The organism is Paraburkholderia sp. BR10954, assembly GCF_040965775.1.
GTDB lineage: Bacteria > Pseudomonadota > Gammaproteobacteria > Burkholderiales > Burkholderiaceae > Paraburkholderia > Paraburkholderia youngii.
Window position 1 is genome coordinate 1 of sequence record NZ_JBFRCK010000052.1, and the last position, 26,858, is coordinate 26,858.

At 60.8% G+C, this 26,858-nt stretch carries 26 protein-coding genes and 6 pseudogenes; 9 read left to right on the top strand and 23 right to left on the bottom strand.

Going from position 1 to position 26,858, the window contains the following annotated elements; all coding sequences use genetic code 11:
* Positions 1-312, bottom strand: a pseudogene (locus AB4Y34_RS37255) (hypothetical protein); the annotation flags it as partial.
* A gap of 516 nt (positions 313-828) precedes the next feature.
* Between AB4Y34_RS37255 and AB4Y34_RS37260 the strand changes: the two are divergent.
* Together AB4Y34_RS37260 and AB4Y34_RS37265 are read left to right on the top strand one after the other, a co-directional pair.
* Positions 829-1,077, top strand: a complete 249-nt coding sequence (locus AB4Y34_RS37260) for a hypothetical protein (RefSeq protein WP_176369628.1) — start codon at positions 829-831, stop codon at positions 1,075-1,077.
* 418 nt (positions 1,078-1,495) lie between these two features.
* Positions 1,496-1,677, top strand: a pseudogene (locus AB4Y34_RS37265) (PDDEXK nuclease domain-containing protein); the annotation flags it as partial.
* A gap of 542 nt (positions 1,678-2,219) precedes the next feature.
* Here the strand turns inward: AB4Y34_RS37265 and AB4Y34_RS37270 are convergent.
* The 18 genes and pseudogenes from AB4Y34_RS37270 to AB4Y34_RS37355 all read right to left on the bottom strand — a co-directional run bounded on the left by AB4Y34_RS37270 (position 2,220) and on the right by AB4Y34_RS37355 (position 18,289).
* On the bottom strand, positions 2,220-3,065 hold the full coding sequence (locus tag AB4Y34_RS37270; RefSeq protein ID WP_176369629.1) for a sterol desaturase family protein: 846 nt from the start codon (positions 3,063-3,065) through the stop codon (positions 2,220-2,222).
* Between the two features lie 380 nt (positions 3,066-3,445).
* A pseudogene (locus AB4Y34_RS37275) lies at positions 3,446-3,641 on the bottom strand (IS3 family transposase); the annotation flags it as partial.
* 303 nt (positions 3,642-3,944) lie between these two features.
* Entirely contained in the window at positions 3,945-5,021 is a 1,077-nt protein-coding gene (hypE, locus tag AB4Y34_RS37280) for a hydrogenase expression/formation protein HypE (protein WP_368718862.1), read from the bottom strand.
* Positions 5,018-6,154, bottom strand: coding sequence for a hydrogenase formation protein HypD (gene hypD, locus AB4Y34_RS37285; protein ID WP_368718863.1), 1,137 nt, complete (start codon positions 6,152-6,154; stop codon positions 5,018-5,020). Before hypD ends, hypE begins: the two co-directional genes overlap by 4 nt.
* Positions 6,151-6,408 carry a HypC/HybG/HupF family hydrogenase formation chaperone gene (locus AB4Y34_RS37290; protein ID WP_176369633.1) on the bottom strand — a complete coding sequence of 86 codons (258 nt, stop codon included), beginning with the start codon at positions 6,406-6,408 and terminating at the stop codon, positions 6,151-6,153. The genes hypD and AB4Y34_RS37290 overlap by 4 nt, the downstream gene beginning before the upstream one ends.
* Positions 6,399-7,574 carry a carbamoyltransferase HypF gene (locus tag AB4Y34_RS37295; RefSeq protein WP_176369634.1) on the bottom strand — a complete coding sequence of 392 codons (1,176 nt, stop codon included), beginning with the start codon at positions 7,572-7,574 and terminating at the stop codon, positions 6,399-6,401. The genes AB4Y34_RS37290 and AB4Y34_RS37295 overlap by 10 nt, the downstream gene beginning before the upstream one ends.
* On the bottom strand, positions 7,571-8,551 hold the full coding sequence (hypB, locus tag AB4Y34_RS37300; RefSeq protein WP_176369635.1) for a hydrogenase nickel incorporation protein HypB: 981 nt from the start codon (positions 8,549-8,551) through the stop codon (positions 7,571-7,573). Before hypB ends, AB4Y34_RS37295 begins: the two co-directional genes overlap by 4 nt.
* Before the next feature lie 31 nt (positions 8,552-8,582).
* Positions 8,583-8,930, bottom strand: a complete 348-nt coding sequence (locus AB4Y34_RS37305; protein ID WP_018435798.1) for a hydrogenase maturation nickel metallochaperone HypA — start codon at positions 8,928-8,930, stop codon at positions 8,583-8,585.
* Between the two features lie 52 nt (positions 8,931-8,982).
* Positions 8,983-10,050: a nickel-dependent hydrogenase large subunit gene (locus AB4Y34_RS37310; protein ID WP_176369636.1), complete on the bottom strand. Its 1,068-nt coding sequence runs from the start codon at positions 10,048-10,050 to the stop codon at positions 8,983-8,985.
* On the bottom strand, positions 10,047-10,754 hold the full coding sequence (gene hybE, locus AB4Y34_RS37315) for a [NiFe]-hydrogenase assembly chaperone HybE (RefSeq protein ID WP_368718864.1): 708 nt from the start codon (positions 10,752-10,754) through the stop codon (positions 10,047-10,049). Before hybE ends, AB4Y34_RS37310 begins: the two co-directional genes overlap by 4 nt.
* Positions 10,755-10,756: 2 nt before the next feature.
* Entirely contained in the window at positions 10,757-11,611 is an 855-nt protein-coding gene (locus tag AB4Y34_RS37320) for a hydrogenase expression/formation protein (RefSeq protein ID WP_255215282.1), read from the bottom strand.
* Positions 11,612-11,619: 8 nt separating this feature from the next.
* Positions 11,620-12,042: a hydrogenase gene (locus AB4Y34_RS37325; RefSeq protein WP_176369639.1), complete on the bottom strand. Its 423-nt coding sequence runs from the start codon at positions 12,040-12,042 to the stop codon at positions 11,620-11,622.
* Positions 12,039-12,374, bottom strand: coding sequence for a HypC/HybG/HupF family hydrogenase formation chaperone (locus tag AB4Y34_RS37330; protein ID WP_176369640.1), 336 nt, complete (start codon positions 12,372-12,374; stop codon positions 12,039-12,041). The genes AB4Y34_RS37325 and AB4Y34_RS37330 overlap by 4 nt, the downstream gene beginning before the upstream one ends.
* Before the next feature lie 8 nt (positions 12,375-12,382).
* On the bottom strand, positions 12,383-13,045 hold the full coding sequence (locus AB4Y34_RS37335; RefSeq protein ID WP_176369641.1) for a HyaD/HybD family hydrogenase maturation endopeptidase: 663 nt from the start codon (positions 13,043-13,045) through the stop codon (positions 12,383-12,385).
* Positions 13,046-13,052: 7 nt separating this feature from the next.
* Entirely contained in the window at positions 13,053-13,757 is a 705-nt protein-coding gene (gene cybH, locus AB4Y34_RS37340; protein WP_176369642.1) for a Ni/Fe-hydrogenase, b-type cytochrome subunit, read from the bottom strand.
* A gap of 63 nt (positions 13,758-13,820) precedes the next feature.
* Positions 13,821-15,677: a nickel-dependent hydrogenase large subunit gene (locus AB4Y34_RS37345; protein WP_368718865.1), complete on the bottom strand. Its 1,857-nt coding sequence runs from the start codon at positions 15,675-15,677 to the stop codon at positions 13,821-13,823.
* 59 nt (positions 15,678-15,736) lie between these two features.
* Complete coding sequence (locus tag AB4Y34_RS37350) at positions 15,737-16,822, bottom strand: hydrogenase small subunit (protein WP_368718869.1); 1,086 nt, start codon at positions 16,820-16,822, stop codon at positions 15,737-15,739.
* Between the two features lie 544 nt (positions 16,823-17,366).
* Positions 17,367-18,289: pseudogene (locus AB4Y34_RS37355) on the bottom strand (IS5 family transposase).
* Positions 18,290-18,939: 650 nt separating this feature from the next.
* On the opposite strand from AB4Y34_RS37355, the gene AB4Y34_RS37360 reads away from it, so the two are divergent.
* The 7 genes and pseudogenes from AB4Y34_RS37360 to phaP all read left to right on the top strand — a co-directional run bounded on the left by AB4Y34_RS37360 (position 18,940) and on the right by phaP (position 23,990).
* On the top strand, positions 18,940-20,445 hold the full coding sequence (locus AB4Y34_RS37360; RefSeq protein WP_368718866.1) for a toluene monooxygenase: 1,506 nt from the start codon (positions 18,940-18,942) through the stop codon (positions 20,443-20,445).
* A 23-nt stretch (positions 20,446-20,468) separates the two neighbouring features.
* Positions 20,469-20,729 carry a toluene-4-monooxygenase system B family protein gene (locus tag AB4Y34_RS37365; protein ID WP_176369653.1) on the top strand — a complete coding sequence of 87 codons (261 nt, stop codon included), beginning with the start codon at positions 20,469-20,471 and terminating at the stop codon, positions 20,727-20,729.
* Positions 20,730-20,736: 7 nt separating this feature from the next.
* A complete protein-coding gene (locus AB4Y34_RS37370; RefSeq protein ID WP_176369645.1) occupies positions 20,737-21,072 on the top strand; it encodes a Rieske 2Fe-2S domain-containing protein in 336 nt (111 codons plus the stop codon).
* A 19-nt stretch (positions 21,073-21,091) separates the two neighbouring features.
* Positions 21,092-21,406 (top strand): MmoB/DmpM family protein, encoded by a 315-nt coding sequence (locus tag AB4Y34_RS37375; RefSeq protein WP_176369646.1) that lies wholly within the window; start codon positions 21,092-21,094, stop codon positions 21,404-21,406.
* 78 nt (positions 21,407-21,484) lie between these two features.
* A pseudogene (locus tag AB4Y34_RS37380) lies at positions 21,485-22,011 on the top strand (hypothetical protein).
* A 112-nt stretch (positions 22,012-22,123) separates the two neighbouring features.
* Positions 22,124-23,110 carry an aromatic/alkene monooxygenase hydroxylase subunit beta gene (locus AB4Y34_RS37385; RefSeq protein ID WP_176369647.1) on the top strand — a complete coding sequence of 329 codons (987 nt, stop codon included), beginning with the start codon at positions 22,124-22,126 and terminating at the stop codon, positions 23,108-23,110.
* A 346-nt stretch (positions 23,111-23,456) separates the two neighbouring features.
* Entirely contained in the window at positions 23,457-23,990 is a 534-nt protein-coding gene (gene phaP / locus AB4Y34_RS37390) for a TIGR01841 family phasin (protein ID WP_368718867.1), read from the top strand.
* Positions 23,991-24,427: 437 nt separating this feature from the next.
* On the opposite strand, the gene AB4Y34_RS37395 is transcribed toward phaP, so the two are convergent.
* The 4 genes and pseudogenes from AB4Y34_RS37395 to AB4Y34_RS37410 all read right to left on the bottom strand — a co-directional run.
* The gene (locus AB4Y34_RS37395) at positions 24,428-24,721 is read right to left on the bottom strand and encodes a hypothetical protein (RefSeq protein ID WP_176369649.1); all 294 of its coding nucleotides are present in this window, start codon (positions 24,719-24,721) and stop codon (positions 24,428-24,430) included.
* A gap of 959 nt (positions 24,722-25,680) precedes the next feature.
* Positions 25,681-26,388 (bottom strand): 7-carboxy-7-deazaguanine synthase QueE, encoded by a 708-nt coding sequence (gene queE, locus AB4Y34_RS37400; protein WP_176369650.1) that lies wholly within the window; start codon positions 26,386-26,388, stop codon positions 25,681-25,683.
* On the bottom strand, positions 26,364-26,732 hold the full coding sequence (locus tag AB4Y34_RS37405; protein WP_368718868.1) for a 6-pyruvoyl tetrahydropterin synthase family protein: 369 nt from the start codon (positions 26,730-26,732) through the stop codon (positions 26,364-26,366). Before AB4Y34_RS37405 ends, queE begins: the two co-directional genes overlap by 25 nt.
* A 9-nt stretch (positions 26,733-26,741) precedes the next feature.
* Positions 26,742-26,858, bottom strand: a pseudogene (locus tag AB4Y34_RS37410) (IS5/IS1182 family transposase); the annotation flags it as partial.

The following is a 26,858-nucleotide window of genomic DNA, read 5'->3' on the forward strand; positions in this document are numbered from 1 at the left end:
CACCGAAACGACGGGGACGAATGCAGATGACGTTTTCGTGGGTGATGCGGCCTTGCACGGACCCAGAAGGTCGATGGCCACGCCATCGATCACTGCTGCCGCAGGCGCCGTCTCGTGATGCTCAGCAACAGGCTCCTGTGGTGCAGGCGAGATGCCTTTCTCCCGCTCCAGCAGGTATTTTGTGATCCATTTACGTAGCAGATTGGCGATCTCGCTCTTCAGGTCGGCGACTTGCACTGTGTTTGCGCTTGTGGCGATCATAGGGGATGGCAACGCGTTCGCCGATATAGGAGCCTTGACAGCTAAATCCATGCCGAACGATTCTCCGCTGGGCGCGCGCTGGCTAGAGGCAAGTGATCATCGCATACCTCGCCGAAGACTTAACACGCCGCTTTGGCCGCGAGATCGGCCGGGCCAATCTGGCTAGCATGCGCGACTTCCATCTCGCCTCGCCCGAGGGAGAGATTTTCCAGACAGTGTCTGGAAAATCGGCGGCTCACCGCGATCACGCGGTACCTCAATGCCGTCTAGTGCAGTCTCGTGCTGTCATTCAGTGATTTCACGGGCCATCTCAAATACCCAAAGATCCGGCTTGACGGAACGGTGGCTATCGCGCGTATCTCGCTGCGCCTCAGACAATACCTGGTTCCTCTGCTTGCAGCAGGCTCTTTTTCCCGCATGCAGGTTAGCGGCCGTTCGCGAATATACGGTGGCTGACGACACTTTGTCACGTTTCCGTCTCTTATCGCGCAGCACGAGGACGCAGGCGCAGACGTGTCGAACGCCCACCCGACTATGGGAATTCATTCGGCACATCGGGGAGTAGCAATGTTCTGGGGCCCCACGGGCAAATCCAGTTGGCTTAAACGGCCCCAGAAGGGCGACAAGCGTTTGAAGCGGATCTTCTATCAGTCGGCATTTGCATCCATGCGCTGTCCCAAGAGCGCTGCCTTCAAACGTAAAAAAGCGAAGCGCCATCATCAGATCATCATTGCTCTTGCCAGGAGGCGTGTGAAAGTACTGTCGGCAATACTCCACAACAGGAATCCAATGCCCGAACGGCTGCCGCTTGCTTGACAAAATCATTAGGCCGTCTCTGCCTTTGGTCTGGCTAGAGTGAATCAATCCCGTGCCGGCACACCAAGGTTCGTTGAGCCCCATATCGCGTGCGCCCACCACTAAAATCCAGAAATGCTCGCAAACAATATAATCTTTAGTATCAATTTATTGCTGTCTTTCCCTTGGTACATGCACCTAACCATGTGGCACCATCCGACTCAGCTGGCGGCGAAGCGTTGCGGGTCTTCGGAGATCCAATCCGTGGCCTCGGTTGCCTGTTTTCCCTCCGCCGTGCCGATGGCCGAACTGCCGTGGCATACCGACGCCTTCGCATGCGTCGCTCCGATAGGAGAAGGCACTAGCGAAATTCGGCGAGTGCAGCTGCGGACGGGGTAGGGAAGATGACTTCTAAGTCGCAGTGCTTCGTCATGAATGAGATGCAGTCCTTCGGGGAATGGAAGAGTTGCTCCTCGAACTAAGAGATGGCTTTACCTTCTTCGCCCGGCAGAAGCGACTCCAGATCGATGATGATGACCTTTATCTCGACTTGCTGTTCTGTAACCGGACGCTTAAACGCTTCGTGGCGGTTGCTTAAAGATTGATGCTTTCAAGGCAGAATAGAAAAGCCACATGGAGCTCTATCTTCGCTGGTTACTCAAACATGAGAAAGCTCGCAATGAGCAACGACCTATTCGTGCTCCCTTTTACGTCCAAACGCCAGCTCACACTAAGGTGATAAATTGTAATTTTAGTGCGTTACGTGGGTATTTATCGAAGCAACACTCAAGTGCGACGGTCAGATTTCAAACAATGGTCGCTGCATCTGCCTTGCACATGAACGCTGCACAGTCGCTATTCATCGTCTCTATGAGGCTCTCGGCTATGCCGATATCGTCCATCAGAAACTGCTTGTCCGGAAGACGATGTACACGCAGACACTGAGGTTCGGAGGTTCTTCTACTGATCGAAACCGACGCGTGTCTTTACCGCACATAAGTATAAGGACTACGTAAAGTGTGGTAGGCACGAGCGAATTCAGCGGCTTCACCGATCTTTGGCTTGTTCTTCGAGATGATTTGGTGTTTTTCTGGTTCCTGACCTCGTCAAACCGAGTTCCAGCATGACCTTCCCACTGCGCTCGATCTCTAATGTCGACGTTCTTATACATCGTTTGCGATCTTAGCCGCAGACCAGCGACGTCGATCAAACGGAAACATAAAGTAGTCGCGCACGGTGAGGGGCTCGGGTTGATTGCGAAGGCCCACTTCGGGCCATTCGTCCCGTTTCGGCCAGTATGCCGTGCTGAAGATCGTGTCCCAGATGGTCGTAAAGAACCCGTAGTTCCGGTGCCGGTGATGCGGCTGAGTTGAGTGATGAATTCGGTGGAACTGACCGTCTCCGATGATATATCGCAGAGGCCCAAGGTTGATGCGCGTGCTGGAGTGTGAGAGGTGCGCCTGAAAGGTAATGAGGGTCATGGCAGCAGCCGGCACCACGCCAGACTCGAAGTGGATCAGCGCGAGCGGTAATGCTACAAACAAGGCGTAGATAACCGGCTCGGAAATGTGATGATTGCAATTCCACGCTGTCAGTTCGCGAATCGAGTGATGTGTAGCGTGCAAGCGCCAGAGGAATGGCACGGCGTGCTGTGCACGATGCATCCAGTAGTAAAAGAAGTCACCGGCAATTGCGACCAAAACGCCTGAAAGGATGGCGAAAGCCGTCTTGATAACTGCGTTGTCAGAGTGAAGCACTGTTGAAATATTGACCGTCAGGAGCGGCTTGACGCCTAACCATTGCAAGCCCACAGCGTACAAGTGCCAGATTAGCGCGCCGCATCCAATCCGAATCGCCCAGTTCCGTGCGCCGCGAAGGTACGATGCGAAGCTGTATCGATGAGCCGGAAAGAATAGCTCGAGCGCGCTGCACACGGTCGCGAAGATCGAAACCAACTTAAACGAATTCAAAAGAAAGTCGGTCATTTGATTGACATCGAGAACATGCATTGATTTGCTCCGTCGAACAGGCCAAATACGCTGCCCTTTTCTCGGCACGCAAGATATAAACCCTGTGTCGTCTTCGTTAGGCGGTTACAGGGCGAAAGGCTATCGATTGCCAGCACGGTACGATAAATCAGGTCAATCATTCGGGAAGATAGTGCATCTCTATCCGACAACCCAGATAGGTGTCTCTCCCAAGCTAAATTAACCGTGACGACTCGCAGCGTTCGGTTGGTACAGTCTACTCGTTGACAACACGGGCTGGATGGTAAGGATTTTCTGAAAATATTGTCGTCATAGGTGCAATAAGATTCATTCGCGCGATTTTGCCAGCGGCCAACTTGTCACGCCGCGCGTCTGCGAAACTTCGTTCTTGCCGATCTGAGTTATGCAACCGCATCCGTGGTCTGCTGAGCTTTGAAAGCATCCCGAGAAAACTGCTTTCGGGAGACAAAACAAATTGAGGAATGACGATGACTGCGGTCATCCAAGTATTCGAACAGTCCGCCTTCGCGTCCTGATGGGTCCCCTCGGGCGGCGTGAATGTTCGGTCGTCGAGCCGATGAAGAAGCTTTCCGTTGGGCGGGGCATTGACGTTAGGCGAGATTGTCCGGCCAGGAGAGGCGGGTACAGTCCGCTGCTGATAAAGCGCTCAGGCAACAATGAATTGGAAAGCATTCCTCGCAATAGAGTCTGAATGTAGCGTGGGCTCGACCACGAGCGCGGTCGACGGCTGCTGCAGCGAGGGCGGGACTGGAGACCTCATTGCTCGATCGACGCCGTAAGGGGATGGATTATTCAAAGCTCCCGGCGAAGGCAACGCGACTAGAGACCTGATGATCCAAAAGCATTCTCAGTCTCCCGATACCTATCGCCGCAAACGGATCAACAGATCCGCGGCAACTGCTCGCCCGAAAGCCAGTCGACGATGCGCCGTCCGCCGATTTTCGTTTCGATCTGCACGAAGCCGTGCGCGTCCTCGACCACCTCACCGATGCACACCGCCGCCGCGCCCAAAGGATGTGCGCGCATCGCGGCGAGCAGTTGCGGCGCGTCGGCGCTTGCGCAGATTGCAACCAGCTTGCCTTCGTTGGCGACATAAAGCGGATCGAGGCCGAGCAGTTCACACGCCGCATCGACTTGCGGTAGCACGGGAATTGCGCGCTCCTGAATGCGCATCCCGACGCCCGACTGGCCGGCGATCTCGTTCAGGGTTGTGGCCAGTCCGCCGCGAGTCGGGTCGCGCAGAACGCGCACACCGGGCGCGACGGCAACCATGTCCGCCACGAGCGTATGCAGCGCGGCGCTGTCCGAGCGGATCTCCGTGTCGAAGCCCAGGGCCTCGCGTAGCGACATGATCGCCACGCCGTGCTCGCCGATAGTGCCCGAGAGCAGCACAACGTCGCCGGGCCGCGCCTGCGCGCCATCAATGTGAATGCCCGAGGGCACGACGCCGATCCCGGTCGTGGTGATGAACACGGCATCGCCCTTGCCGCGCTCGACGACCTTGGTGTCGCCCGTCACGATCGGAGCGCCGCAAGCGTGCGACGCAGCAGCCATTGACTCGACGATGCGGAGCAGATCCGCCAGCGGGAAGCCCTCCTCCAGGATGAAGCTCGCGCTGAGATACGAAGGCCGTGCGCCCGCCATCGCGATGTCGTTGACGGTGCCGTGCACGGCGAGGCTGCCGATGTCGCCGCCGGGAAAGAACAGCGGCGAGACGACGTGCGCGTCGGTGGTCATCACCACGCGCTCGCCGGGCCCGGGCGCAAGCTGCGGAATGGCGGCCTGGTCGTTGCCCTGGCGCAGCCATTCGTTATCGAAGGTTGCGACGAACAGCTCGCGGGTCAATTGCGCCGATGCGCGGCCACCCGCGCCGTGGCCCATGTGGATGCGGCCGTCGCGAAAGTCTAGGGGCCGCACGTAGGCGGGCTTCACCGGGGATGTGTGGACTGGGCTCATGCTTTGACGACTCGAATGTCCTTAAAGCGACCATAAGAAAAATGCGCGGCGCAAGAGCCTTCGCTGGACACCATGCACGAGCCGATGGGATTCTCGGGCGTGCAGACCGTGCCGAACATTGTGCAGTCGCGCGGGTGTTTTAGACCTCGCAGGATCGCTCCGCACTCGCATTTGCGGTGATCGGCGACGGGCCGGTACAAGAGTTCATAGCGGAGTTCGGCGTCGTAGCGCGCGTACTTCGGGCGAATGCGCAGCCCGCTCAATGGGACCTCGCCCAAGCCGCGCCACTCGAACGACTCCCGCGTTTCGAACACCTCCTGCATGAGCGCCTGCGCGGCCGCGTTGCCCGCGCGCGTGACGGCGCGCGCGAACTCGTTCTCGACCTCCGCGCGGCCATCGTTGACCTGACGCACCAGCATGAGGATCGCCTGCAGCACGTCGAGCGGTTCGAACCCGGCAATCACGACCGGCTTGCGATACCTCTGCGCGAAGGTCTCGTAAGACGCGGAGCCGATCACAACACTCACGTGCGCGGGGCCGACGAAGCCGTCGAGCAGCACCGCGTTCGCGTCGACGGACGGCTCGGCGAGTAGATGTGTCATCGCCGCGGGCGTGAGTACATGGCAGCACAGCACGCTAAAGTTCTCCGCGCCGCAGTCTGCCGCTTCGCTCACGACGAGCGCGGTAGGCGGCGTAGTGGTCTCGAAGCCGATTGCGAAAAAGACGACTTCGCGTTCCGGATGCTCGCGCGCGATGCGCAGCGCGTCGTGCGGCGAATACACAAGGCGGATGTCCGCCCCGCGCGCCTTGGCCCGCTGGAGCGATAGACCGCACGAGGCAGGCACGCGCATCGTGTCCCCATACGTGCAGAGGATCACGTCGTGTTCGAGCGCGAGGCGAATCGCGAGATCTATGCGCCCGATCGGCAACACACAAACCGGGCAGCCGGGACCGTGGATCATCAACACGTTACCGGGTAGAAGATCGGCGACGCCGAAGCGGGAAATCGCGTGCGTGTGACCGCCGCAGAACTCCATGAAGTGATAGCGGCGTTCGGTCAGCGTCTCCGCCTGGATGCGTCCAGCAATGCGCGCGGCGAGTTCGCCGTCGCGGAATTCGTCGACGTACTTCATTGCGTCGTTCCGGATTGGACGATGGGTGCGTCGCCAAGCGACCGAGCGACCTCGCTGAACAGCGCGAGCGTGCGCTCGGCCTCTTCGGGGTCGATCATGCCAAGCGCGAAGCCGACATGCACGATCACGAAGTCCCCTAGGCGCACCTCGGGCACGAGCGCGAGTGAGACCGTCTTGCGAACGCCCCCGAGATCGACGACGCCCGTTTCGGCGTCGGACCAGTCGATGAGCCGTGCCGGCATGGCTAGACACATAGACTGACTCCTCGTGCGGTCGTAGGCATGGACAACATCTGCGGACCATATGCGGCAACCCAAGCCTGGCCAAGCGCTAGCCCGGCGTCGCCGCAGGGCACCGTGTCGGGCATGAGGGTGTGCACGCCGTGCGCCGTGAGCGACTCTCGTAGATGCGCGGTGAGCAGCCTGTTAGCAAAGCAGCCGCCGCCAAACAGAACGGCGCGCCCCTGCGCGGCAAGCGCGGCCCATTGGGCGAGCGCCTCGGCCAGCGCAACATGAAAGACGGCCGCGCCGTACGCGGCTTCGCCGGCGTCCGCGAGCATGAGCAACTTGACGAGGAGCGGACGAAGGTCGAGCTCGCCGTTGTCCGCGATTCGCCACAGGCCCGCCACATCGGGGGCCTTGTGCGCGACGAGGTAGCCGCTCGCGAGCCTTTCTAGCGCGATGGCCGCCTCGGATTCGGCGCGCTGGCGCAGACACACGCCGAGCAGTCCCGCCGCCGCGTCGAACCAGCGACCCGCACCGGTGCTAGGCGGGCAATTGAGGCCGCGCGCGAGCATGACGCCGACCGTGCGCGCCGCGGTCGCGCCGACGGCGGCCGAGAGCCGCGGCTCGATTTCGTCGCTGCGCCCGAGCGCGTGCAGGGCGGCGGCGGCCATTCGCCAAGGCTCGCGCGCCGCGACGTCGCCGCCGGGCAGCGCGAGCGGCGTGAGACTGCCGAGGCGCTGCCAGCAGGCGGGAGCCACCTCCAGCAGCTCACCGCCCCATGCGGCGCCGTCCGTGCCGAAGCCCACGCCGTCGAGCGCGAGGCCGATCACGGGCTCGCGCAGCCCATGCTCTGCCGCAACCGCGCCAATATGCGCGTGATGATGCTGGACGCCGACGGTCGGCACGCCAAGCCGCTCACCCAATTCGAGCGCGACGCGCGTGCTGTAGAAGTCGGGATGCAGATCGTGCGCGATCATGCGCACGGGCTGCCCCGCGCGCTCGGCGCTCTCAACAAGCGCCGCCACCGATGTGTCGAGCGCCACACAGTGCTCCGGATCGTCGAGATCGCCGTGTAGCATCGACCAGTGAACGTCGCCGCCGATGCACAGGCACGCAGCGTTCTTCAGCCATGCGCCGGTGGCGAGCACCGTCTGTTCGCCGAGGGTATGGGGTAGGTTCTGCACACGCGCCGTCATGCCTCGCCTCCGGCGCGATGCTTTCGCGCATGCTGCGCCGCAAGGTTGCTCTCCAGCACGCCAATGCGCTCGGCAATCGAGTCGCGCGCACTCGTGATCCAGTCGAGCCACGCATCGAGGCCTTCGCCGGTCGTGGCCGAGAGCCAGATCACTTCGAGGAACGGATTCACGCGGCGCGCATACGCGATGCACTGCTCGACGTCGAACTGTACATAAGGCAGCAAGTCGATCTTGTTGACGATCATGAGGCGCGCGGCGGCGAACATGTCGGGATACTTGAGCGGCTTATCTTCGCCCTCCGTTACCGAGATGATCACGACCTTCGCCTCCTCGCCGAGGTCCCACAGCGCGGGGCAGACGAGATTGCCTACGTTCTCGATGAAGAGCACGCTGCACGGGGCGTCGTGCGTGAGCGGTACGTATTCACGCTCGTGCTTTTGGTCATGGTAAAGGCGATGATCGTGCAACGGAAGCCGTCCGAAGGCCGCGGCGATCATCGCGGCGTCGAGATGGCAGCCCTTTCCCGTGTTCACCTGGATCGCTGGCGCACCGGCCGCGCGGATGCGCTCGGCGTCGTTTGCCGTCTGCTGGTCGCCCTCAATCACACCGATGGGCAAGCTGGGTATGCGCTCGCGCAGCGCGGCGATCGACGCACACAGCAGGGTCGTTTTCCCCGAGCCCGGGCTCGACACTAGATTGAGCGCACGCACGCCATGCTGCGCGAAGTGCCGCCGGTTAACGGCGGCATGGCGATTGTTTTCGCCTAGCACGTCGTGCTCGAGCTTGATGGTGCGGCCCTGGTCTAGGCCGGGCACCGTGAGGCCCGCGGGCCCGAGGCCGTAGTGCAGATCTTTGCCCGGTGGCGTCCGGTGGGAGTGGGAATGAGTGTCGGACTGGCCCTGCGCATGCGCGCACTCGTGCCCCTGAGCGGTGTTTTGCCGATCGCCTGTGGTGGTGCACCCGCATCCTATGCACATGTTGCTTCTCCTTGCGCTAATCCGATGATTGTCAGGCATCGTCGACGATCAGATCGACGATGCGCAACTCTGTGCCGCCGTTCGGCTGGAGCCAGTAGCCGCCGCAGTGCGCGCAGGGGGCGCCCCGCGTGGCCAGCGCCACGGTCGCGTTGCAGTTCATGCACCACGCGCTTCCCGAAGGTTCGTCGATCTCGACGCGTGCGCTGCAAAGGCAGGTGCCGGGCGCGATCGCTTCGAGGGCGAAGCGCAGCGTCTCGACATCGACGCCAGCGAGGCGTCCGACTTCAAGCCTCAGCACCTTCACGCGGACAAAGCTCTCACGCTCGGCTGCCGCTTCGACCAACGCAAGCACGCCGCCGGCCAGACTTACTTCATGCATACCTTGGCTTCCATTCAGCTCAGTATTCGGGGCCTTGTCTCGATCCTTGTGCTCACGCCCCGTCCGTGTCGACCACATAGGCGACACACGGATCGAACGCGCCCATCCACGCGCCTACGCGCGCGGCGAACGTTCCATCGCCGCACGCCGGATCCAGTCGCGACAAGGCTTGCGCGAGCGTGCCTTGGCCGTGGAAGTTCCACTCAGTCGGCGCGACCACGCGATAGTCCTCGATGCGCGCCGCATCGCCTGGCGCGAGGCGCACCCAATGGAGCAGCACGCCACGCGACATCTCGCACCAGCCGAGCGCCTCGCCGGGCGCGCACGTTCGCGCGCCAAAGCGAAGCGCACTTGGCCCGTCGTCGCCCGCTGCCAGCCGCGCCACCTCCGCGACGCGCGCGCCAATCCGCAGCCAAGGCGTGTCGTATTCCAGCGCGCGCGGATCGTCGCTACGTGTCCACACGCCGGTCTCCGCGGGCAGGCCGCGTTGTACGGGCGCGTGCGCGAACACCGGACTCTCGGCAATCGCCGCGGCCAGTTCGCTTAACCGCGTTTCGTCGATGATGAGCGGCCGCGGCGTAGCGCGCATCGTATCGGCGTGCGCGCGGCAGGCTGCCAGCAACCGGGCCGGGAACGTCGCGGCTCGTGCGCACCACGCCGCTAAGCAGCCACGCGGATCGTCCGTCCAGTGCGCGAGCCACTTTTGCGCAGGCATGCCCAGAACGTGCCGCTCCAGCCAGTCGGAGGAGTCAACCGACTCGACGTCGGGCAGCGTATGCGGCGCGGCGGCGGCCAGCCGCACCGGCCAGTCGGTCCACATGCAGCGAAGATGCACGGCGAGCGTCTCACGCATGAGCATTGCGGCATGAGCGGCGTTGGTCACATCGTCGCGTTTGTGCTCCGCTGAAGCGCCCGCTGCGCCGACGGCAAGTTCTGCGCAGAGCCTATGCGCGAGTCCGCACAACGAGAACAGCGCCGACAGCCGCGCCGCAGCGGTTGCTACCGGTTGCCCGCGCAGCAGCGCGGCGGCCAGTGGTGGGCGCCCGCCCGTAATGCTGTCGTGCCGGCCGGGGCGCACCCGGTACTGTGCGGCCAATGCTGCCAGCATCGCCGCAGTCATGGAGCGCTCCCGAACGCGGCCGGCCGCAGCAGGTGCGCATGACGCGACACGCGCGCGACACCGCCCGATGTGGCGCTCTTCTGTCTGGGGAATTCGAGCATCGGCAAAAAGAGCGAGCAGCACGCATAGGCTCCGACGTCTTGCGCGTGCGCGCCGAGCCATTTGCAATCGACGTCGCCAACGCGCAAGTGCGCTTTGCCGGCCGGCCGCGGACATTCCACCGAGTTCTGCACCGCGCCGGGTAACGAGAGGGGCCTCATGGACCATGGCGTGATCGGCATCCCGAACCAACCGCATCGGGCCCCGGTCTCGCCGCGCACCGGCTCAAAGCCGGTCCCCTCGATACGCAAGGCGAGTTTCACGACCGGCATGTCAGGCATCGCAGTGGTTGCGGCCGTTTCGAAGTGCGCTACAAGCGTAGCCCCCCTTGGATCGCCGTGTATGACCTTTCGCTGGATTGCACGCACGGTCAATCCGCGTCCCACAAAAACCACGACCTGATCCGGCGCGCGGCCATAAACGCGGCAGCGCCCGTGCGCCTGAAGCGCCGCGAACGTCGCGTGCGGAGGAATCTGCAAGACCGGATCGCCTTGTTCGGGATGGTGGATCCACCAGCAGAACTTGCATTCGACGCACGTGTGCGTCGCGATTGGGCTACTGGCACCGAGATGGCAGCCCTCGAATTGCTTCGTTCGCTCGTCCATCGTCACGCCTCACCCATCCAGTCGATCAACTGGCTCAAGCGCTCGCGCGAATCCGCGAGGTCTTCCGGCGCGGCGCGCACGACCTCTGGCAGATCGGTGATCTCGATCGTGTTCAGGATCAGCATGTCCTGCGAGTTGAAATATGCAACACGCCAGCAGTTCGCGATCGCCGTGCCGCCCACCCGGCAATTTCCGTAGCCGCGCGACAAGATCTGCACCGCACCTTCGCCCAGCACGGCGTCGATCAGTTGCTGATCCTCCGGCGACAATGGCAGGAGCGTTAGGTTGATGATGTGGGGCGCATGCCCGGCGCGCCAGCGCGCGGCGGAATCGCGTACTTCGCTCAGGATCGACGGCGCGTTCATCACGTCGAGCGGCAGCATGTCCGGCAACGGCATCATCGGCTGCGCCGGGTCTTTGGGCTGGGCAAGCATCGCGGGGGCCGTGCCGATCTCGAGCCGGTCGACCGGGCGCGCGCCATTCCGCTCGACTACGCGCCACAGGCCGGCAAACACAGTCTCCTGGATCAGCCCGCCGCTCCGCTGCGCGCCGTCGACGCGCGCGCTGACCTCGCCCTCGCCCAGCACGTTGTTGAGAACGCGCAGCGTTGCTCGATCGTACGGCGTCAGATCGATGGCTTCGGACGGCGTACCAGGTTCGTATGCCGCCAGTACGCCTACTACGTTGCGAAGCACGCCGCGCGCGCCGTCGAGTGCCCGCGCATCGCAGCGCTCAGGCAGCGTCGGCGCCACATAGATGCGCATGCCTTGCGGCATCGGCAGATAGTCGAGCACCGCATCGCTCTCGGCTTGGTTGCCCGGGCGGAAAGGCGCGACGGGAATGGGAAATGGACTCATGGACACGATCAACTACCCCAAAGATTGATCGACAATTCGTGACAGCCGGGCGAAGCGCCGACGGTGCGGCCGGGAATGCCGACCCATGGCGTCCGCGTAGTCGGCTGCCCGAGCGCATGTGCGACGTTTGCCACATAGTCATTCCAGTCCGTCATACTGGAGAGCCTCGTGACATAAGCGCCGGCGTGCAGCCACAGCAACGTGGACCACGGCCACCGCCACACGCGGCGCGCGAGCTCGGGCAGCACCACGGCCACGTCGAGGAAGTCGGGAAAGCGCGTCCCGTCGGCCGTGAGCAGCGCTACGCATTCGCCGCCGTCCGCAATCCAATCGTCTACCTTTCGTTCGTCCACGGACACGGCGTGTCTGCCATCAGTTAGCCGCTCCACCACGGACGTCGCGTCAAGCGCGGTACCGTTCGTATTTGTCATGGCGATTCCTCGGAGGACCCGTGACGGCCATGCGCCGGTTGCGCGCCGGAGGTCAACCGGGTCAAATCGTCCACGCCGAGCGCGGACGGCAATTCAAAATTCGGGCTCGCTCGGGCCATGGCGGCATCTCCCTCCAGCGCCAGTTCCACGAGCGAGAGCGTCGCGTCGATTTCTGCCGCGCGTGTCCCGTCGAGCTTTTCGCGCGCCGTGTCGAGAAAAACCAGCAGCCATTCACCGGCGCTGCATGGACCAACTAGCGAAGTGTCGATCCGGCGGTGGCCGCCGCGTCCGTGGCACAGCGCCCGCAAGCCCTGCACCTCGACCACCCGCATCGGCACGCCTATACACACGACGGCGGCTCCTCGCGGCGCATGCGCAGCAGCACGCGCTCGTCGCCGGTGCGGCACGCATCGGCCTCGCTGGGCCGCTCGCCTTCGTAGCGCGAAAGCGCGAGATGCGGCAGCGTGACCGCATCGTCGGCATGTAACGGGGTGTGGCGCGGCGTGGGCTCTCCGCCCCATGCGGCAAGGCGCTCGAGGCCAAGTTCGAGCGCGCGCTCGAGCGATGCTTTAATGGCGGGTCGCAGGCTGCCACCGAAATCGGCCACTTCGTCCGGCTGGCAGCCGATCAGCAGCACGCGGCGTGGATACCGGCCTGTCAGGCGCGCGAGCATCAGTACCTCCTGGAAGCCGGTCTGGTGCAGGCTCATCTTGCGCACGCCGAGGAACGCCGGTACGTCGTCATCCTCAACGATCTTCAGCGTGCCCGGCGCGAGACCGTAATCGACCGCGTCGAAAATGAGCAGACTGTCGGCCGTCTGGACGTACTGGACCAGACACAGCCCTTGCGTGCCGCCGTCTATGAGACTCACGTGCGGGGCGAACTCGAAGTGCTGCTCAAGCGCCTCGATACAGCGCACGCCAAAACCCTCGTCGGCCCACAGCAAGTTGCCGATGCCGAGTACGACGATGGCAGGCACGCCGGTTTGTGGGCAAGTCAGCATTGCAACCTCACTTCCTGAAGGTACGGTAGCCCGATATCATCGTGCCGACCATGTTCTGGCGGGCCATGATGTCTTCGCGGATCGCCATATAGACATGCACGATAACGAACATCATGATCGCCCACATCCCGAGGCGATGCCACGTGTGCACAGTCTGCGACTGGCCGATCAGCGTGGATACCTGGCCAAACGCAATCTGCTGCCAAGAGCCGGCCTGCGCGCCTTCGCCATACAGTGCGAAACCGGTCACGATCATGAAGAGTGAGATCAGCAAGAACACGAAAAACATCGCAAATCGCGATAACGGATTGTGCCCGCTGAACTGGCGCGGTGTGGGCCCGAGGAACGAGTAGTAACGCAGCATGGCGAGCATGTCCATCCAGTACTCGCGCGAGAATACCGGCACCCAGAACATTTCGCGCGCATGGCGATTGCCGACAATCGCCCAATACGCGCGGCCCGCAAGCCCGATTGCGAACAGGTAGGCCGCGGTGAAATGCACAAAGCGGATATAGCCCATCAGAAAATTCGCGCTCGCCTCGCCGGGCTGTGTGAGAAGCGGGGCGCCGATAAGATAGCCGGTCAACGCCAGCACGACGATCGACACTGCGTTGATCCAGTGCCAGACGCGTACCGGCGCTTCGTACACGTAAATTGCCTCGGTGGACGAAACAAAGTCAGCCGCCTTTTCGCATCGAGAATACGATTGCATCGTCATCATCCTTTCCTGCCGCGCGGCGCCGGCGAGCGCAGGCGCTGTGGCGGCCTGGTGGGGTTATCGCACAGTCACGGCGGTCATTTCCGCACCGTCCGCGTTCATCACGTGCGTCGAGCAAGCCATGCAAGGGTCGAACGAGTGCAGCGACCGCAGAATCTCGACGGGCTGCTCGACGTTCGCCACGGGCATGTCCATGAGGCTCGCTTCGAACGCGCCGATCTGCCCTTTCGCGTCGCGCGGGCTGCCGTTCCAAGTGCTCGGAACGACGCACTGGTAGTTCTCAATGCGACCGTCCCTGATCCTGATCCAGTGGCCGAGCGCGCCGCGCGGCGCGGCGACCGCGCCCACGCCCTTCGCCTCGGCTGGCCACATCGAAGGGTCCCACTTGTCGAGGTTCGCGGTCGAGGTGTCGCCGTTGCGGATGTTTTGTAAGAGGCTTTGCCAGTCGTCCGCCATCATCTCGGAGCAATACTCCGCTTCAAGCCCGCGGGCGAGCGTGCGGCCGATGGTGGTCGGCAGCAGTTGCTTCACGCCAAGAGAGCTTTCCGGCAAGCCGAGCAGCTTTGGCATGCCCTGGTTCACGGCAAGGAGGGAGGCCTCAATCTGTTCCTTCATACGGCCGCAATGCGGATTGCTCTGCTCCGCGTGTGCGTAGCCGAGGATGTAGCGCGCGAGCGGTCCGACTTCCATCGCGTGCCCCCGCCAGCGCGGCGACTTGATCCACGAGTACTTTGCGCTCTCGTCGATCGACTCGATTGCGGTGCGCGTGCCCTTCGTGTTAGGTCCGAGCTCGTAGTGCGGTTCGGTAATGCCGTCCCAAGGATGCAGCCCGCGGTAGTTGTCAGGGTATTGATACCAGGAGTGGGCGACAAATTCCTGCACTTGCTCGGGGTCGCGCGGATCAACCGGCAGGAGCGTGTTCCAGTCGCCGTTGATGATGGCTCCGCCCGGCATCTGGTTGGTGGATGGGTTGTAGTTGACGAGCGGATACGCGCCGTAGTCCATCACGTTGGTTGCGGCCAGGCCGCCGCCATGCAACCAGCCGCGTGCTTTGTAGATCGTGCCGATTGCAAGCAGATCGGGCACATAGACGTTGCGGCAGAAGGTGATCGCATCGTCGATGAGCGACTTGACGAAGTTTAGGCGCTCGATGTTGATGGGTGCGCCGGCCGCTAGGTCGCTGCCGATATTGATCGCGCAAGGCACGCCCCCTACGAGGTAGTTCGGGTGCGGATTCTTGCCGCCGAAGATCGCGTGGATCTTGCCCCACTCCTTTTGCATGTCGAGCGCTTCGAGATAGTGCGTCACGGCCATCAGATTCGCTTCCGGCGGCAGCACGTACGCGGAGTTGCCCCAGTAGCCGTTCATGAACGGACCGAGCTGGCCGCTTTCGATGAACTTGCGTAGACGCGTCTGCACATTGCGGAAATAGCCCTGTGACGACATCGGATGCGCGGGCGAGATGCGCTGTTGCAACTCGGACGTTAACTTGGGGTCGGCCTTGAGTGCCGACAACACGTCGACCCAGTCGAGCGCGTGCAGGTGATAGAAGTGCACCACGTGGTCGTGCACTTGCAATGTCTTCGACATGATCTCGCGGATCAGGTGCGCGTTGGGCGGAATGCGGATGTCGAGCGCGTCCTCGACCGCGCGCACGGATGCGAGCGCGTGACATCCCGTGCATACGCCGCAGATACGCTCGACGAACGCCCATGCGTCGCGCGGGTCGCGCCCCTTGAGAATGACTTCAAGGCCACGCCACATGGTGCCGCTGGAAACGGCGTTGCGGATCACGTTGTTCGAATCAACATTGACCTCGACGCGCATATGGCCTTCGATGCGTGTGACTGGATCGACGACGACCCGGCGTCCGTTCCTACCGAGCTGAAATCCTGGGTTCGAAATGGCTGTCATGGTTGCTTTTCTTTTGCGGCTTCCTGTGCTTGTCGGCTGCACCCCGACGCGAGGTGTAGCTATTGGCCGTCGCGGTCGTCCATAGAGTCCTGCTTCGACCTGGCGTGCTGAATTGCCGAAGCGGCTGCATGCGCAGCAGTGGCGGCGCCCACCACGACGGCCGCGGTAGCGCCGATCTTGTCGGCGTTCGCTTCGACTCCGAACTGATCGATCCGGGTGAGCCGATCGTAGAAGGAGCCCTTGTCCCAGAATCCTTCCTCAGAGCAGCCGATGCAGCCGTGGCCCGCCTGAATGGGGAAGCTCGTGCCGCCGTTCCAACGCACGGTCGAGCAGGCGTTGTAGGTCGTCGGGCCCTTGCAGCCGACCTTGTAGAGGCAGTAGCCGCGCCGTGCCTCCTCGTCGTCCCACGACTCGACGAACTGGCCCGCGTCGAAATGCGGACGGCGGTAGCACTTGTCGTGAATGCGCTGGCTGTAAAACATTTTCGGACGGCCTTGGCGATCCAACTCCGGTATCCGGTCGAACGTGAGCATGTAGGTGACGACGCCCGTCATTACCTCGGCGATCGGGGGGCAGCCGGGCACCTTGATGATCGCCTTGTCGGTGATCACCTTGTGGATTGGCACCGCCTGCGTCGGGTTCGGCGTGGCCGTCTGCACGCAGCCCCACGACGCGCACGACCCCCACGAGATCACAGCCTTCGCGTCCTTCGACACACGGCGCAACTGATCGACGAATGGCTTGCCGCCGATAATGCAGCTCATACCGTCTTGATTCAGCGGCGGATTGCCTTCGACGGCGAGGATGTAGTTGCCACGGTACTTCTCCATCACGTTTTCGAGGATCGCCTCGGCCTGGTGTCCCGCGGCAGCCATCAAGAGGTCGTCGTAGTCGAGCGAGATCATTGAAAGCATCACGTCCTTCGCCAGCGGGTGCGCCGAGCGGATGAACGACTCTGAGCAGCAGGTGCATTCGAGTCCATGTAGCCAGAGCACCGGCGTGCGCAGTTTGGTCTCCATTGCGTGGACAATCTTCGGCATGAACGCAGGCCCGAGGCCGAGCGACGTTGTCGTCAGCGAGCAGAATTTGAGGAAGCTACGGCGCGAGATCCCTTGGCGTCGCATGACTTCATAAAACGTTTCGATCACTATGTGGTCCCTTGATGGCGTTCGGCCCCGCGAAGCTGGCATACGACCGCGTCTTCGGGCGTCTCACTGTCGGTGAAGCGTTTTGAAAATAACAAGATTCGTGCCGACCTTGCGTCGCGGGTCCCTAACGAAGAAAATGTTCCGCGGCGCTTCCCATAATTGAGACGGAAGCGGGAAGGACTACGTGCTGCGCCGACAAAACCTTCTCATAGTGGCGACGGGCCGTTCGTCTGACAGAGGTCAGCCAGTACGGCATCTTCAGAGAACGAAGCAAAATATCTGGGAGGAGGTTCACGAATCAACCTATGCGCCACCTTTTCGCACGGCGTGAAACTGGAAAAATTGCCGAGAAAGCTCGATAAATTCTTCGAGTGCCTGTCTTGTTTGTCCAATTCTCGACGACATATGTCGGCGTTGTCACGTTAAGGCTAGGCTGAAAAAGTCGCCGAATTTGCGACCGTGTCGGCATTGTGGAGGTGTTCAGGTCGTGACGCCGACCATACTCCAGATACACCTCGGCTTTTGGGGCGCCTTTCGTCCATTACGGACGCACTTGTGCCATCAATCGCGTGCCCGACAGGTAGAGATTGGCGCGCGCCAAAGCTATGAAGCCAGGTTCGTACTCTGCGCTAACCGTGGTAGGCACCTTCGTGAAACCCCACATCGATTGGCCACTGCGAAGACATGCTCCACGCGTGCGCGGATCCTCGACTTGTGGCAGTTCTCGCCGCGCTGCACCGTATTGACTTCACACGCGCGGTGGGTGTGCTGCTTTGCTGTGGATTAGCCTTCTGGCTGGCGTAAGCGCTGTTAGCGTAGACCTTCCGCTCCTGGCCGTGTAGCAATTGCGGCAGTGGAAGCTTTTCATGCACGTTGGCCGGTACTACGCTGTGCACCAGGCCACTCTCGCTATCCTCGTCGATGTCTAACTTCGCGCCGAAGTACCATTGCTAGTCTTGCGCGTCTGCTGCATTTGGGGGAGCGCGAATTCTGTTCATTCTTCGTCGAATTTTGGCGCACCGATGATGGTGGCATCCACGACCGTGACGCTCTGGAGTTTCATGCCGCTCGCCACTTGGCCGACTTCGGCAATCAATTTCTCACCCAGCTTGAGGGTTTCAAGAAGACGACGAAATTTCAGCAGACCGGTGGCAGTCTGGTACTGCCTTCCAATCCAGACTCTCGCAAAGCGACGCAGCCTAGCACTAACGTAAAGAGCGTCTTCACAAGCGAAATCGGCCAGGTTGAAGCAGTGCCGGATAGAATGAAGGCGCAGCATGCGCTCCCGGTCAATCGGCGGGCGGCCATTGCCGCACCTCGGATAATACGGCTCGACCACCGCGCAAAACTCAGCCCACACGACGAAACTGCATTCATCGCGAGAAACTCATCGCGTCGCGTCCGTTTGTGGTGTGTCTCGAAAGCAGCACCTTCAGCGGCCGTCGACAGCGTCGGCGGCTTCATCCTGTTCTGTCCTCCGGATCCACCCCGATCTATAACGCTCGCAGTAGCTCTGCGGTCGACTTGATCAGCGTTGCGTGAAGTATCATTCGTGCGCTGGGAGATGTTGCATTTCCGACAACGTCGGAGATGCAACACTGCGGTTGCCGCGACAACGGAGAATTAAGGCGGCGGTTATGTCGCAACGACCGCTTAACTTCGCCCGACGCTTATCAACTCGATGCTCGTTGTGCGCTTGTGTGCAGACTGGGGCCGTGCTGGACTAAACGATCAATGGGCCTTTACGGCGGAAGTCACTCATCGTCTTGGAACCTCGACAACTGCCGGCTTACCATCTCAATGCAGTGTCGCGGTAGGGCGCTGCGTTGCGGTAAGATTCACCCCCGCATCTTGATAGCGCCGCCACGGTGCCCAAACGCTGTCGTTCACCCAGTGGATGCGGCCATGCTGTGCATGCGGTGGTACATGTCCTACTCGCTAAACCTGCGCAATTTTGGTTGCCCTTTCGCTCCGCCGCGGCTCTCAGATTTGTCGTCTCGATCGCCAAGAAAGCAACGCCGCGGGTTGGCATTGATCTTGCGTTCCCAAGGGGCCCGGTGGAGTGTGCATCGGGCCGAGAAGACGCATCGCCCATTCCAAAAGGAGGCGTCACGATGGCGTTACTGGAACGAGCCGCATGGTATGACATTGCACGTGCCACCAACTGGACCCCAAGATATGTGACGGAGTCGGAGCTCTTTCCCGACCTCATGTCTGGGGCGCAAGGCATTCCCATGGCGAGTTGGGAAACCTACGACGAGCCCTACAAGACGTCGTATCCCGAGTATGTGCGCATCCAGCGTGAGAAGGATGCTGGCGCATATTCAGTCAAGGAGGCACTTGAGCGTAGCCGCATGTTCGAGGACGCCGATCCGGGGTGGCTCTCCATTCTGAAGGCGCACTACGGTGCAATTGCGCTCGGCGAATATGCGGCGATGAGCGCCGAGGCCCGAATGGTACGTTTCGGCCGTGCGCCCGGCATGCGCAATATGGCCACCTTCGGCATGCTCGACGAGAATCGTCATGGTCAGTTGCAGCTTTACTTCCCTCACGACTACGTTCCCAAGGATCGCCAGTTCGATTGGGCCCACAAGGCGTATCACACCAACGCGTGGGGTGCGATTGCCGCGCGCAGCGCGTTCGATGACCTGTTCATGTCGCGCAGTGCGATCGAAATCGCGGTCATGCTAACCTTCGCGTTCGAGACGGGTTTTACCAACATGCAGTTTCTCGGCCTCGCGGCCAATGCCGCCGAAGCGGGCGACTTCACTTTTGCAAGCCTGATTTCCAGCATTCAGACAGATGAGTCGCGCCATGCGCAAATCGGGGGTCCCGCGTTGCAGATCCTGATCGCCAACGGCCGTAAAGAGCAAGCTCAAAAGCTCGTTGATGTCGCCATCGCGCGGGCGTGGCGTCTGTTCTGCCTGCTCACGGGCTCCTCGATGGATTACGCCACGCCACTCGTGCATCGCAAGCAGTCGTTCAAGGAATTCATGCGGGAATGGATCGTAGGTCAGTTCGAACGCACTCTGATCGACCTCGGACTCGACCTGCCATGGTACTGGGAACAGATCATTAGCGAGTTCGACTACCAGCACCATGCGTACCAATTGGCTATCTGGTTCTGGCGGCCTACCGTGTGGTGGAACCCTGCTGCCGGCATTACACCTGAGTGCCGCGACTGGCTCGAAGAAAAATATCCCGGCTGGAACGACACGTTCGGCAAAGTGTGGGATGTCATAATCGATAACCTGCTCGCCGGCAAGCCTGAGCTCACCGTTCCCGAGACGCTGCCGATCGTCTGCAACATGAGCCAGCTGCCCATCTGCGCGATCCCTGGCAATGGCTGGAATGTAAAGGACTATCCGCTCGACTACAACGGCCGCACGTATCACTTCAACTCGGAAATTGATCGCTGGGTGTTCCAGCAGGATCCCGTTCGCTACCGCAATCACCTCGCGCTCGTTGATCGCTTACTGGCTGGGCAGATCCAGCCACCCGACCTGAGGGGTGCGTTGAAGTACATGGAACTCGCACCGGGCGAAATTGGCGATGACGCGCACCATTACGCGTGGGTCAAGGCGTACTGCGACAAGCTTTACGAAGAAAAGGCTGCATGAGCGGCGATTCAATGGAGGGCGATATGGCTCTTGTCCCTGTGATTTCCAATTTTCAGTATGACTTTGTATTGCAACTCGTAACCGTGGATACCGACAATTCCATGGACGAGATCGCCGCCGCAGCATCTCATCATTCGGTGGGCCGGCGAGTAGCGCCTCAACCCGACAAGGTGATCCGCGTGCGCCGCCAAGGTAGCAAGCAGTTCTATCCGCGCAACGTGAAAATCGCCGAGACCGACATCAAGCCGATGGAAACGCTGGAATTCATCTTTTGCGATGATTGAGGGCGATATGAAATTTCGGAAAGTTTGCACTCTCGATGACCTGTGGGAAGCGGAGATGACCGAGGTGGAAGTGGATGGCCACGTGATCGTGTTGGTACGTCCCGAAGGCAGCGAGCCGCGCGGCTTTCAGGGCAGTTGTCCGCACCACGACATTCGGCTCGTAGAAGGAAAATTCGATGGCCGCGTGCTGACGTGCCGGGCTCATCAGTGGACCTTCGACGCAAATACGGGCAAAGGAATCAATCCGGGTGACTGCCGTCTCGCCGAATATGCCGTGAAGCTCCAAGGCGACGATATTCTGATTGCCGTAGAAGGCGTTCATGCGCTCTTTGCCCATTCCTGAGTCCGCAGGGGAACACAGCATGATCGTTGACAAGACCGCTGAAGCTTACCGTAACAACCGTGTGGGTCCCGTGCTTCGCGCGAGCAGCATCACGGCCGGCGTCATCGAAGCCGCGCACGAGGACAACCCCGGCAAGGTGATCCGCGTGGACGACAAGCTCGCATATGTGCGCATCGACACGGACTGCGAACTGATCCTATGCCGCGCGACGTTGGAGGAAGCGCTGGGTCGGCCGTTCAGGATGTCCGAACTCGAAGTCAATCTCAGCTCGTTCGCGGGCCGCATCGAGACGACCGACGAGTATGTGCGTTTCTACTACGAAAAGACGCTTTAAGGAAGGTCTGCCGAAGTCCTGACATTGACGCCCGTTCAGCTATCTTGGAAGCATCGCGAATTAATTGGGTAGAAGTGTATTGTCGCAGTTCCCTGGATCTTTCAATCAAGTGGAGGTCCGAATCTTCTCGAGGCGATGCGGCGTGTTGTGCCTTGGTCGGAGCTGATTTGTGCTGATCGAGCCGCATTTATCCGCCAGGCAAAAACGGACGACCACTTTTCCCGATCGCGACGATGCCGCAAATTCGGTTTATGCAGCACAGGTTCGCTCTGTCGCACCCTGCAATGGAAGAGGCGCTGTATCGCGAGTTCCTGGGTCTCGACGGCGGCATGGTGCACTGGACCAGAGCGATCGTCTGGACGCTATACACGATCAGATCGACCGGCTCAAGGCAGAGACCCGTGCCAAGGTTAAGCATCCCTTTCCCATCATCAAGCGACAGTTCGGCTATGCGAGGGCCCGATATATGGGTTTGGTGAAAAAATGCTGTCCAGACGACGCGGTCTGCTCTGAACGATTTATGGATGTTGCGCAGAGCTTTGCGAAACGCTGAAGATCTGGACGGTGCGGCCATGTGTTTCACCGGCACGGCACCTGATGGGTGACTCTGCCGGGAAATCTCCACTCAAGAATGTCGTCGCCGTTCAGACTGCGATGAGTGTGGAGTCACCGCTATGAAAACGACCTCTGCAGACCTTTTCTTAACTGGAGACAATCATGACGCAACCAGAAGTCCTCAAGCCACTGAAAACATGGAGCCATCTGGCGGCCCAGCGGCGCAAGCCAAGCGAGTACGAGATCGTCACGACCAATCTGCACTACACGACCGACAATCCCGATGCGCCGTTCGAGCTCGATCCGAACTTCGAAATGGCGCAATGGTTCAAGCGAAACCGCAATGCATCCCCGCTGACTCGGCCCGACTGGAATGCGTTCCGCGATCCTGACGAGCTCGTCTACCGCACCTACAACATGCTCCAAGACGGGCAGGAAACGTATGTCTTCGGGCTGCTAGACCAGTTCTCCGCACGCGGTCACGACAGCATGCTCGCACGCACTTGGGCGGGTACGCTCGCGCGCCACTACACGCCCGCCCGCTTCCTGTTCCATGCACTGCAAATGGGCTCGGCGTATCTGACCCAGATGGCGCCCGCTTCCACGATCTCAAACTGCGCCGCTTACCAGACAGCGGACACGCTGCGCTGGCTCACTCACACGGCGTATCGCACCAAAGAGCTGTCGCAGACGTTCGGCGACCTCGGCTTCGGCACAGACGAGCGGCACTACTGGGAGGACGATCCGGCATGGCAGGGCTGGCGCAATCTCGTCGAGCACGCACTCACAGCATGGGACTGGGCGGAGAGCTTCGCCGCGCTGAACCTCGTCGCGCGCCCGGCGGTGGAAGAAACCGTTTTGCGAAGCCTCGGAGTGGCTGCGCGGCACAACGGCGATACGCTGCTCGGCCTCATCACCGATGCGCAGTTGATCGACGCCCAGCGCCATCGGCGTTGGGCCGCCGAACTCGTTCGCATGGCGCTCGAGGAGCAAAAGAACCGCGCGGTGCTGACGGCTTGGGTGAGCAAGTGGGAGCCGCTCGCCGACAAAGCTATCGCGGCGTGGTGCATTGCTCTCCCCGACGCACCGGACGCCAGCGCGCGCGCGAAAGACGCCACGCGCGAGTTCAGGCGCGCCGTCGGTATATGAGTGTCGGCACGAGCCGGCGGAGCATCGAAAGCGACGTGCTTGAGTTGTCCCCATCGACGATTGCTTCGTCGTCTGTACCGACGAATGTGGGCGCCGAGAAGTCTCTACCGCAGATTCAGTCCTTGATGGCGATCAAGACACATTCAAGCAGATGAAAATCAATCGAGAAGAGCCTGATATTCTGTAGGCAACTGAGCCGATCTCGCCGGAGCAACGGGTTGCCGGACCGGGAGCATTCTGACGCGCACCACATCCGGCGCGCGTTTTTGACCCACTATGCGATCTCTGTCGCAAGATCGTGGAGGCGCCGCCTTCGTGTCCGGATCGCGCACACTGGAGTTTCATCATGCTGAACCGAGAACAGATTGCCGCAATCCAAAACGTAACGCTAGGTTACCTCTTTGATCTCGGCGACAAGACAGTGGAGAGCGTCGGGAAACTGGCTGCATTGAACAATCAATGGACCTGCACGACGCTTGTCGATATGTTCGAACTGGTGCAAAAGTCGCTATCGTCGAAGGAGCACCGGAACTGGCTCGCGCTTCAAGACAACTTCGCTGAGCGGATGACCGAGAGGGTGCTGACGTATAGCCGTCAGGCGGTCGACATCGTGTTGGTAACACAGACCGAGTTCGCACGAATTGTGCAGGTGCAAGGTAGCGCCTGCCGCCGTCAGGTGCAGACGATGGTGGAGGACGTCGCCAAGAATGTTCCAGTCACGATCGCTTTGAATTCCGCGATTTCGGCTGCCGATTCTCTATGCGAAAGCCTACGGAGTGCTGGTCGGCAAGAAGTTGAAGTCGCAAAAAGTAACCTTGAGGTCGGCGCGGAGGCGTTGAAGAGCACCAAACCTGTAGCTACAAATAAAACTAGCAATTAACGGGATTGCGTCCGCAAGAACGCTTGGTTATATTGACGAGGAGTCGAGATTCGTGCGTAGTACCTTGTCCTCCTTGTCCTAATTCTCGCGTGCCATCTTCGTGTGGATCCAGTGCGGAGTTATGTCGGCGCCATTTGCCAGAACATCTACTGTGTCAAGTTCGGCAAACGCCCGCAACGCGCAATCACTACACACGAATTTGGACTCTCGGCTGCGCACACGCAACGGAGTGGGCGCCGCGCCTCCTCTTCATGAGTTAACTCGTGGCGACGTGGTCGGTGCGTTTCACATGCGACGCGTCGACGGCTAGTTTGCACCGTAAAGAGGGCGGCTGAAGGGCGAAGACTGAATTGCTGAATGATTGTGAGCACTCCGGATGCGTTATATGCACGGCCACTCGACAGAGCGCCCTGACGTGAATGGTCCGCGCCGACGAGTCAGGTCGTTTTGGTGTCGGGGGCCAGACTCCACAGCCCTTGCTGCCAAAGATCCTTGGTGGTTGCTACATAGTCGCGTGACATGATCAGATATGACGCTGCTAGTTCGGTGCAGTCACGCGCAGCCACAGCAACATCGCAAATGGCTTGCACTGCTGCAATGTCGCGCCTAATACGCTGTAACCCCAGATCGCAATTTCGTTTCAGGGTTTCGTGGTAGCTCGCCTGCATTTGCAGGGCGAGCGTGAGAGTTGCAGCGCACAGATTGAGCGATGTAATGGGTTGTACTGTCATGGCGGATTCTTAAATGTGAAGACGCGGCCGACGCCTATGGGTCTTGAGCGAACGTTTGCCACGACGGTGCATTTAATATAGCCGTATCCGTCAAAAGCGCGCTTAACATGTGTCAATCAGGGGCGAGATATCGTTGGCGCCTCGAGACAATGCCGCACTGTGAAGCAGCTAGGGGACGGCTGTTCAAGCTCAAGGTGCTTAAATCTGGCCTAATGGGGTTGTTTCCTGCTGGAGTCTGCTGGGACGGTGCGAGCCGTCGGCCAATGCGGCGGCGCCAGACTGGGCAGAACGCGGCCGCCCCCGAGAGCGTTACGCAAGATCCCGCGCGCCGCTGTTCAAGAGGTGGCAATGCAACGCTAGTTCCAAACGTCGAGCATGATGTCCAACCCTCGTAAGGGACAAGCTCAACCAGCCAGACGCTGGTGTTCGTACTGCTTCGCGAATCGCTAGCGCCTTGGACGTCCTTAAAGCGGGCGCGAGTGTAGCGACCGGTGATCTGAACTTATTGGCGGAGTGTCGCACGAACATCATCCATAGTCTTCTGCGCCGGCTGACGCGTTCAGAATCGCTTGCCGTTGCTCGGCTGAACATGATCGCGGAAGCGAGCTTGTCGCTGGCCTTTGCGCTTGTCATTTCACCGCATGCTGCCCGCCGCGTGAGTAAGGCATGCAGTGGCCCGACAGCGCGCGAACCGTTCGCACGCGCACTTTTGGGCGGCCTGCTCGACGCCTTGCCGATGCACGTCGACACCTACCTCGACGCGGTACGGTGTAAGCGCACTTCAGCTCAAAGTTCCGCCATGACTCATGCCATTCCACACGGGCGCGTTCGCGATGCCCGGACATGGCGGAATGCCCCGACGAGGTTCCGGCTAGCTCTACGCAACTGATGACGCCCTCTATTTTTCCTGATCAACTGGGAGGACCTTCACCTCGCATTGCCAGACCAAGATGGAGATGCTATCTGATGTTGATGAGTTTATGCATCTGCAACGATACGCGCCAGCCGTAGCGTTGCGCGGCCCGAATGCAGATATCCGTGGCGCGAGACGACAGGCTCAGCGGCTGCAACCAGATCGGTATGTCTCGCGCTTGGTGGAGCGGGTCAAGTTTCTCGAGCACCATGCCAACGTCGCGCTGCTTGCCGATCGCGCATTTGAGCTCGTTGGCTCGCCACAGTGCTTCATCTAGCACCGTGCGGCCACCGGGCATGGCGTACTTGGGGCTGACGGTGACGAAAGTGCTTGGCGTCACGAGCGGTATGTAAGTGCCGGAGGTTTCGACCTGGACCCGGTGATGCCACGCTTCGAGCTTCGTGATCAGCGGGTGCAGATCGTAGATGCACGGTTCGCCGCCCGTGATGACGACGTGCTCAGCATCTGACGCCCGCACTATCTCGGCTAGCGTCTGTACGCCGTACCACGCATAGCTGTCGCACGGTGACGCTTCTTTCAGACGCATCGCGCCCACGCTGATCGCGCGCTCCGGGACCATTTTCCACGTATGCTTGGTGTCGCACCACGGACAACCGACTGGACACCCCTGCAGGCGGATGAACACCGACGGTGTGCCGGTGAAGCTGGCTTCGCCCTGCAACGATTCAAAAATCTCGTTGACGGGATAGATGTCAACGGGCGGCACAGTTAGCGTCGGTACGTCACAGTGCATTTGCGCGTCTCCTCGATTCGCACTTCGACCAACCGGACGCTGGTTCCCTGCAAGATATCAGGGCCGAGCTCCGTTACCAGCCACTGCGCCAAGTTGTCAGCGGTCGGATTGAAGGGCACGCCGACCACCGACGGATCGAGGTCGCGCAAGCCGACATAGAACGGATCTTCGATCCACAGCAACATGCGGTGATCCCAGTGATCCTCGACCCAATTGCAAAGCAGTGTCTTGATCGCCCCGAAGTCGATGACGCGCCCGAGATCGTCGAGTGAGGAAGCTTCGCAATCAAAATGAACGCGGTAGTTGTGCCCATGCAGGTTCTTGCACTTGCCTTCATGGCCCACTAGAGCGTGTTAGGAACTTTGAAGTACTGGCACGGCGTGGACAAGCATGAGCATTGCGAAGACGACGAAATGAAGCCCAGCGAGAGTTTCGGGAAGCCGTTCATAGTCACGTGCGAGACGCCGGAA

What these genes read in the sequence shown, in the direction of transcription:
- AB4Y34_RS37260 (WP_176369628.1), top strand. Translation starts at nt 829, where the DNA reads ATGTTCTGGGGCCCCACGGGCAAATCCAGTTGGCTTAAACGGCCCCAG.
- AB4Y34_RS37305 (WP_018435798.1), bottom strand. Translation starts at nt 8,930, where the DNA reads ATGCATGAAGTAAGTCTGGCCGGCGGCGTGCTTGCGTTGGTCGAAGCG.
- hybE (WP_368718864.1), bottom strand. Translation starts at nt 10,754, where the DNA reads ATGGACGAGCGAACGAAGCAATTCGAGGGCTGCCATCTCGGTGCCAGT.
- AB4Y34_RS37385 (WP_176369647.1), top strand. Translation starts at nt 22,124, where the DNA reads ATGACGCAACCAGAAGTCCTCAAGCCACTGAAAACATGGAGCCATCTG.
- AB4Y34_RS37395 (WP_176369649.1), bottom strand. Translation starts at nt 24,721, where the DNA reads ATGACAGTACAACCCATTACATCGCTCAATCTGTGCGCTGCAACTCTC.
- AB4Y34_RS37325 (WP_176369639.1), bottom strand. Translation starts at nt 12,042, where the DNA reads ATGACAAATACGAACGGTACCGCGCTTGACGCGACGTCCGTGGTGGAG.
- hypD (WP_368718863.1), bottom strand. Translation starts at nt 6,154, where the DNA reads ATGAAGTACGTCGACGAATTCCGCGACGGCGAACTCGCCGCGCGCATT.
- AB4Y34_RS37375 (WP_176369646.1), top strand. Translation starts at nt 21,092, where the DNA reads ATGATCGTTGACAAGACCGCTGAAGCTTACCGTAACAACCGTGTGGGT.
- AB4Y34_RS37335 (WP_176369641.1), bottom strand. Translation starts at nt 13,045, where the DNA reads ATGCTGACTTGCCCACAAACCGGCGTGCCTGCCATCGTCGTACTCGGC.
- AB4Y34_RS37330 (WP_176369640.1), bottom strand. Translation starts at nt 12,374, where the DNA reads ATGCGGGTGGTCGAGGTGCAGGGCTTGCGGGCGCTGTGCCACGGACGC.
- AB4Y34_RS37345 (WP_368718865.1), bottom strand. Translation starts at nt 15,677, where the DNA reads ATGACAGCCATTTCGAACCCAGGATTTCAGCTCGGTAGGAACGGACGC.
- phaP (WP_368718867.1), top strand. Translation starts at nt 23,457, where the DNA reads ATGCTGAACCGAGAACAGATTGCCGCAATCCAAAACGTAACGCTAGGT.
- AB4Y34_RS37270 (WP_176369629.1), bottom strand. Translation starts at nt 3,065, where the DNA reads ATGCATGTTCTCGATGTCAATCAAATGACCGACTTTCTTTTGAATTCG.
- AB4Y34_RS37290 (WP_176369633.1), bottom strand. Translation starts at nt 6,408, where the DNA reads ATGTGTCTAGCCATGCCGGCACGGCTCATCGACTGGTCCGACGCCGAA.
- hypE (WP_368718862.1), bottom strand. Translation starts at nt 5,021, where the DNA reads ATGAGCCCAGTCCACACATCCCCGGTGAAGCCCGCCTACGTGCGGCCC.
- cybH (WP_176369642.1), bottom strand. Translation starts at nt 13,757, where the DNA reads ATGCAATCGTATTCTCGATGCGAAAAGGCGGCTGACTTTGTTTCGTCC.
- AB4Y34_RS37295 (WP_176369634.1), bottom strand. Translation starts at nt 7,574, where the DNA reads ATGACGGCGCGTGTGCAGAACCTACCCCATACCCTCGGCGAACAGACG.
- queE (WP_176369650.1), bottom strand. Translation starts at nt 26,388, where the DNA reads ATGCACTGTGACGTACCGACGCTAACTGTGCCGCCCGTTGACATCTAT.
- hypB (WP_176369635.1), bottom strand. Translation starts at nt 8,551, where the DNA reads ATGTGCATAGGATGCGGGTGCACCACCACAGGCGATCGGCAAAACACC.
- AB4Y34_RS37310 (WP_176369636.1), bottom strand. Translation starts at nt 10,050, where the DNA reads ATGACTGCGGCGATGCTGGCAGCATTGGCCGCACAGTACCGGGTGCGC.
- AB4Y34_RS37320 (WP_255215282.1), bottom strand. Translation starts at nt 11,611, where the DNA reads ATGAGTCCATTTCCCATTCCCGTCGCGCCTTTCCGCCCGGGCAACCAA.
- AB4Y34_RS37365 (WP_176369653.1), top strand. Translation starts at nt 20,469, where the DNA reads ATGGCTCTTGTCCCTGTGATTTCCAATTTTCAGTATGACTTTGTATTG.
- AB4Y34_RS37360 (WP_368718866.1), top strand. Translation starts at nt 18,940, where the DNA reads ATGGCGTTACTGGAACGAGCCGCATGGTATGACATTGCACGTGCCACC.
- AB4Y34_RS37370 (WP_176369645.1), top strand. Translation starts at nt 20,737, where the DNA reads ATGAAATTTCGGAAAGTTTGCACTCTCGATGACCTGTGGGAAGCGGAG.